Origin of the sequence: Lapidilactobacillus mulanensis, assembly GCF_003946215.1 — a bacterium.
Lineage (GTDB): Bacteria > Bacillota > Bacilli > Lactobacillales > Lactobacillaceae > Lapidilactobacillus > Lapidilactobacillus mulanensis.
In genome coordinates this window covers 1-5,813 of record NZ_RHOW01000068.1, presented here as the reverse complement: position 1 = coordinate 5,813, position 5,813 = coordinate 1, and the positions used below count along the sequence as shown (strand labels likewise).

6 protein-coding genes and 1 pseudogene are annotated in these 5,813 nt (G+C 44.7%); 6 read left to right on the top strand and 1 reads right to left on the bottom strand.

The features are described 5' to 3' along the window. Positions 1–65: 65 nt before the first annotated feature. From tnpB (EKM67_RS11030) to tnpC (EKM67_RS10205), 3 genes and pseudogenes are all read left to right on the top strand, one after another. On the top strand, positions 66–281 hold the full coding sequence (gene tnpB, locus EKM67_RS11030) for an IS66 family insertion sequence element accessory protein TnpB (protein WP_125553154.1): 216 nt from the start codon (positions 66–68) through the stop codon (positions 279–281). Between the two features lie 48 nt (positions 282–329). Then, complete coding sequence (locus EKM67_RS10920; RefSeq protein WP_225417372.1) at positions 330–578, top strand: transposase; 249 nt, start codon at positions 330–332, stop codon at positions 576–578. A gap of 159 nt (positions 579–737) precedes the next feature. After that, positions 738–1,790, top strand: a pseudogene (gene tnpC / locus EKM67_RS10205) (IS66 family transposase); the annotation flags it as partial. A gap of 411 nt (positions 1,791–2,201) precedes the next feature. Here tnpC (EKM67_RS10205) and EKM67_RS10200 read toward each other — a convergent pair. Beyond that, on the bottom strand, positions 2,202–3,413 hold the full coding sequence (locus EKM67_RS10200; protein WP_125553116.1) for an IS110 family RNA-guided transposase: 1,212 nt from the start codon (positions 3,411–3,413) through the stop codon (positions 2,202–2,204). A 252-nt stretch (positions 3,414–3,665) separates the two neighbouring features. Here EKM67_RS10200 and EKM67_RS10195 point away from each other — a divergent pair, with 252 nt between their 5' ends. Genes EKM67_RS10195 through tnpC (EKM67_RS10185) form a run of 3 tightly spaced genes read left to right on the top strand, consistent with a single transcriptional unit; the run spans position 3,666 to position 5,795 of the window. Then, entirely contained in the window at positions 3,666–3,845 is a 180-nt protein-coding gene (locus tag EKM67_RS10195) for a hypothetical protein (RefSeq protein ID WP_010009368.1), read from the top strand. Beyond that, on the top strand, positions 3,835–4,194 hold the full coding sequence (tnpB, locus tag EKM67_RS10190; protein ID WP_125578886.1) for an IS66 family insertion sequence element accessory protein TnpB: 360 nt from the start codon (positions 3,835–3,837) through the stop codon (positions 4,192–4,194). Before EKM67_RS10195 ends, tnpB (EKM67_RS10190) begins: the two co-directional genes overlap by 11 nt. Positions 4,195–4,241: 47 nt before the next feature. Next, complete coding sequence (gene tnpC, locus EKM67_RS10185; protein ID WP_125578885.1) at positions 4,242–5,795, top strand: IS66 family transposase; 1,554 nt, start codon at positions 4,242–4,244, stop codon at positions 5,793–5,795. The last annotated feature ends 18 nt before the right edge of the window (positions 5,796–5,813 follow it).

The following is a 5,813-nucleotide window of genomic DNA, read 5'->3' as shown; positions in this document are numbered from 1 at the left end:
AAATCCCTCCATAGTTGTTAGATGAATTATTGTATTTCATCTGACAACCATAAAGGGATTATCGCATAAGACCTTATTTTGGGACGGTTGGCTTTTTATTACTTTATAAGCGAATCGAAAACGGTCGACTTCAATGGCCGACTGATCAGAATGCACTCCGTAAATTAAATTCTAAACAGTTGGCACAATTGCTCAGTGGTTGGTCATTAGACACGACAACTCATCAAACGTGTCCGTATGGACATGAAAGAAGAAAAATAGCTACACCCAAATTAGTGTAAGACGTGGTAAACTCAATTCAACAAATACGGATTGAGTGGATAAAGATAATGACACCCGAAGAAGAAATTATGGCGCTACGTAAGCAAGTTGCGGAACTAACTGAAATGGTTGTATACTTGACTAAAAAAATTTACGGTCAGAAATCAGAACAAATTGATCCTAACCAACTGGCACTATTAGAAGGTAATGACGGTGTTTTTATCACGCCAGAGCAACCTGGTCAACAAAGTGACGCCAGATCAAGTACCGGCAAAGAAAAAGCGCAAAAAGACACGGCAAGAAACCCTAAGTCGTGATTTACCAGTAAGAGAAATGGTTATTGATCTACCGACGCAACAATGTGCCTATGGGCACGAGTTGATACCGTTGGGAAAAAGTTTGTTCGTGAAGAGGTGCATTTCATTCCGGCCAAACTTTATTGGGAACATATTTATATGTAAACCTATAAGTGTTCCGAGTGTGAGCTTGAAGATGGCGGCGCTCATTTGGTGCAGGCTCAGACGCCAGCCGCTTTAATTCCGCACAGTCTCACGTCAGCTTCATTGGTCGCGGAGATCATTCATAAAAAATTTTTATTGGCAACACCACTATACCGCCAGTTAGCAGATTGGCAGCGCTTGGGTATCGTGTTATCAGAGGCAACGATCTCAAATTGGATCATCAAAACGAGTCAGTTGGTCGAACCCATTTATAACTTATTACAGCAGCGGCTCAATAGCCAACGTTATTTACAGGGTGATGAAACACCGATGCAGGTGTTACGCGAGCCTGGTAAAACAGCGGCTGCCAAATCATATATGTGGGTGGCAAGGACGGTGAAACAAAGTCCGCAGCAAATCATTTTCTATGCTTATGGCAATACACGTTCAGGAACTTTTGCGCAAAAGTTATATCAGAACTTTACGGGAATCCTGCAGTGTGATGGTTATGGTGGCTATAATCTGCTAGAGAATAGCGTTACCCGGGTCGGTTGTTGGGCGCATGTACGTCGTAAATTTTACGATGCCGCTCAAGTTAATGGTGAGCTGATTAATAGTGTTCCCTTGAGGCTAATTGGCGAGATGTTCACCTTGGAACGTCAATGGCAACACTTTTCACCCCGGGTGCGTCAATTACTAAAGCGCTTCTGGAAGTGGATCAATTTAGCCGAAGTGTTGCCTAAATCACGTTTAGGTAAAGCCATTACTTATGCGATCGATCAACGATTTACTTTAGAGCGACTAATTAATATTGGCCAAATGGACTGGAGCAATAACGCGGCGGAGCGCAATATGAAGAGCCTGGTGATTGGTCGCAAGAATTGGCTTTTCAGTACCAGTCAAGCGGGTGCAAGATCAACGGCGATTTGGTTAACTTTAGTTGAAAGTGCCAAAGTTAACGGGCTCAATCCGCGAGCCTATGTCACCTATTTATTAAAAGCAATGCCGCAACACCCTAGTTTCGCCGATCTGGCTCCGCTAGAGGATTATTTACCATGGAATTATCCAAGGAACATGCCAGTAAGCTGAAAGCATAGCATCAACAAGTAAGTTAGAGCCAAAAATAGTTGTATAACATAAAAGGCAAACCGATTTCTCAAAATTGATAAGTCGGTTTGCCTTTCTTAAACGGTGTATTATTTACTGCTTACGATTAAGTGATACAGGAACAATTTTTTCTGTAAGCACCCAATAACAGACCGACTATAAATAGCGTATCGGCCGCGGTATGATAGCCTCATCATAAGAAATGGTGAGGTGTTTTCTACCATTAGTCAAGGGAAAGTTGATATAATCAGCTTTCTTTTTTCTTTACCCAGATCAAAGCGGCAATATTGGTAGTAGCCAATCTAAAAATAGTATTTTAGGGTATATTAAATTGATCCCAGGTATTTTACGTTTGTGGCGCTGGGATTATAATAGAGCTAAATGAGCAATGATTTACTGTTCTGGCGTGAACGTCGTTGAATCATATGCCTCATTGTTTAAGATCAGGTGGCGCATGAGCCGGTTGAACTGACTCATTGCTGCGATGGCAATCTTCTTAGTCGTTTTCTTTTTGGACTGAGCGGATTGCTTTTTTCGTTTGTAGGTAGTACTGATCCGGGTCGGATGATATTGGGCTACTGATACGATATTCATAATCGCCTTGTAGAGGATCTTCCGCGCATAGGCGTTTCCGCGCTTACGGATATGCATACCAGCCTGATACTGACCAGACTCATAGAGGATCAAGTCAATGCCGATATAGGCATTGATGGCATTAGCGCTATGGAAGCGCCGGACATCGCCGAGTTCCGCAATCAAACATAATGCCGTCTTCTCACCAATACCGGGAATCGTCATCAGTAATTTAACTTCAGATAGATTCTTAGCCACATTGGCCATCTCAGTAATCGTCTCGGCCTTCAGGCCGTCAATACGTTCAACGTCCTTGGCTAAGGCTGTGACCGCTTTAACCGCATAAGCGCTTTGTGTAACGGCAGGGGCTGCCTGCTGGGCCAGGTCAATTAAGTGCTGGGCTAGACGGATTGAACGCTTCTGACCCATGTTCTTCGGTGTTTCAGCTAGGATAATCTCAGCTAATTCATTGACATCGTACCCTAACACTAATTGTGGGTGTGGAAAGCGTTCAACGATGTGCCAATACAAGCTGCCATCAGTCTTGCTTAAGAATTGTTCGATTTCAGGAAAGGTCAATTGTAGTTCACGATGCAGCCGATTCTTGTTTTGCACGAGATCTTCATTATGCTGCTGATAGGTCCGTTCTAAGTCACGCAACTCAGTGTAGACTGGCTGCTCTTGAAATGTGGCCTTGTAGTGATTTTTGGCCATTGCACGCGCTAATCCGATTGCGTCTAATGCATCGGTTTTGTTATTCCGCAAGCTATCCATCGCTTTCTTTGCGGCCAGCGGATTGATCTCGGTATATTGCCAACCATCACGCTGGAGAAATGCACGCAATGGCCGCGAATATATTCCGGTAGCCTCAAAAATGATCAATGGCGATTTAAAGCTATTGAGTTCATCGCTAAGCGTTTGAAAACCGCCCCGATCAGTAGCCACTATAAACTGTTTAACAACACTGTCATCAACTAGGACCGCCACGTTAGCTGTTGCCTTACTGACATCAATTCCAAATATACATTCCAAACTAATGCACCACCTTTTGAAGTTGTTTCACCGATTCACTCAGCCCAATTTTCAATACACGGCGTCAAGCGTCAACGGACTTCGAACGAGTTTATTGGTGGATCAAGCGAAGTTGCCAGTTTTTATTACGACGTCAAAGCGCCAAAGACCACAACGACATGTCAACTTCGACACCACTTTACCAGAAAAAAGCAAAGTGGTGAACCACGATTCCGTCGAATCATGATTCACCACTAATGTTAGTCCGTTTTTATGCTCAATAAACCGGAAATCGTTCAAGTTAAGCTGGACGACGGTCAACGACAGCCAAGTCCAATATCAAAGGCCTTTCAAATCAAACGTAATGAACACGAAACAATCATTGTTTACAATCATATCAATGGATATATTTTAGACGCCCTAGTCAAGGCGGTGTTCACTGATGCTCATTGATTTACGCCAACTCAAGGGTATTTATTTGATTTGTGGCAAAACTGACTTGCGGCGTGGAATCGATGGTTTAGCCGCTACGATCACTGATCAGTATGAACTTGACCCCTACAGCCGGGCGTTATTTCTTTTTTGCGGTACCCGTAAAGATCGTTTTAAGGCCCTATATTGGGCCGGTGATGGCTTTCTCTTACTTTATAAACGAATCGAAAATGGCCGCCTGCAGTGGCCAACCAATCAAAATGAGGTGAAACGACTACACGCCAAACAATTACAATGTTTATTATCTGGCTGGGGGCTTGAAGCAACCGTGCATCAGACCAACCGACCAAAAAAAGCTAGGCCTAGCTGACTAATCATGGTACACTCAGGACAATCCTAGTGAATGAAGGCGATTCCATGGCAACGACCGTCGAACAACTTAAGCAAGCCCAAGCGCAGAATCGTGAGTTACTCAAAGAAATAAAGGCCTTGACCGCAACTGTCCAAACTTTGACGGAAGAAGTCGCCTTTTTTCAGCGCCAACTTTTTGGCAAGCATTCGGAAAAAATAACTGATCCTAACCAGTTATCCCTATTGGCAGATGACAATGGGGTTTTTACCGACCCAGAGCAAACTGGGAACCAAAGCGAAACGACAGTAACAACAGTCGTCCATAAGCCAAAGCGTAAGCGTTGCGAATCGGTTGATCCCAATCTACCGATCGAGACCACCGTGATCTGCCGCGAGAACTTGAGTTGCGATCATGGTCATCAACTGATACCAGTGGGCAAGCACTTTGTGCGTGAAGTCGTGCATCAAATTCCTGGTCGCCTCTATCGCGAACAAATCTTTGAACAAACGTATAAATGTGCCGCTTGTGAAACGAATGATGGCGTTTCCCACTTATATCAGGGGACTGCGCCGCAGGCGCTGATCCCCCATAGTTTAGCGACCTCATCGTTAGTCGCTGAGTTGTTGTACCAAAAATATGCCTTAGGGACACCACTTTATCGTCAAATGAAAGCCTGGCGGCGGGCTGGTTTGATTTTAAGTGAAACGACCATGACGAATTGGGTGATCAAAGCAGCGACGATCGTTCAACCGCTGTATACGTTACTGCACGAACAATTATTAACGCAACCTTACCTGCAAGGCGATGAAACACCGTTTCAAGTCTTGCGTGAGGTGGGTAAAACCGCGCAAAGCAAGTCTTATATCTGGATTGCTCGGAGTATTCGCTTAGCTGCGCATCAAGTTGTCTATTATACGTATAGCGACAATCGTGCCGGCAAAACTGCCCAACAACTTTATGGTGATTTTACGGGTGTCCTACAATGTGACGGTTATTCTGGCTATAATCTACTGGGCGCGACGGTGACGCGGGTCGGTTGTTGGGCGCATGTGCGGCGAAAATTCTTCGATGATGCCTGCAAGATCAAGGGGCAACCGACGATAACGCCACCCGTAAAATTGCTTGATCAAATGTTTCACCTAGAACGGGGCTGGCGTGATCTAACACCAACCAAGCGCAAAGAACTGCGCCAGGAACAATTAAAGCCAGTGATCAAGCAATTTTGGCAGTGGTGTGATCAAGCGGTGGCCACCCCGAAATCACGTTTAGGTCGTGCTTTGACCTATGCCCAAAACCAACGGTCTATGCTTAATCGTGTGCTGGATTATGGCGAGATTGATTTAAGCAATAACGCTACTGAACGAAATGTGAAGTCTTTCGTGATTGGGCGCAAGAATTGGCTTTTCGCCACCAGTCCCGCAGGGGCACAGGCTAATGCGATTTGGCTGACCTTGATTGAAACTGCGAAGGCTAATGGATTGGATCCACGGCAATATCTCGAATATCTGCTTAATCAATTAGGGCAACTACCCGTTTTTCCAACTGAGGAAGAATTGGCGGTCTATTTGCCATGGCAACAAGTGCCAGACAAAAAGGTTTGGCGTGATCAAGAAGCGTAGACCCTTGGCTAATTTAAA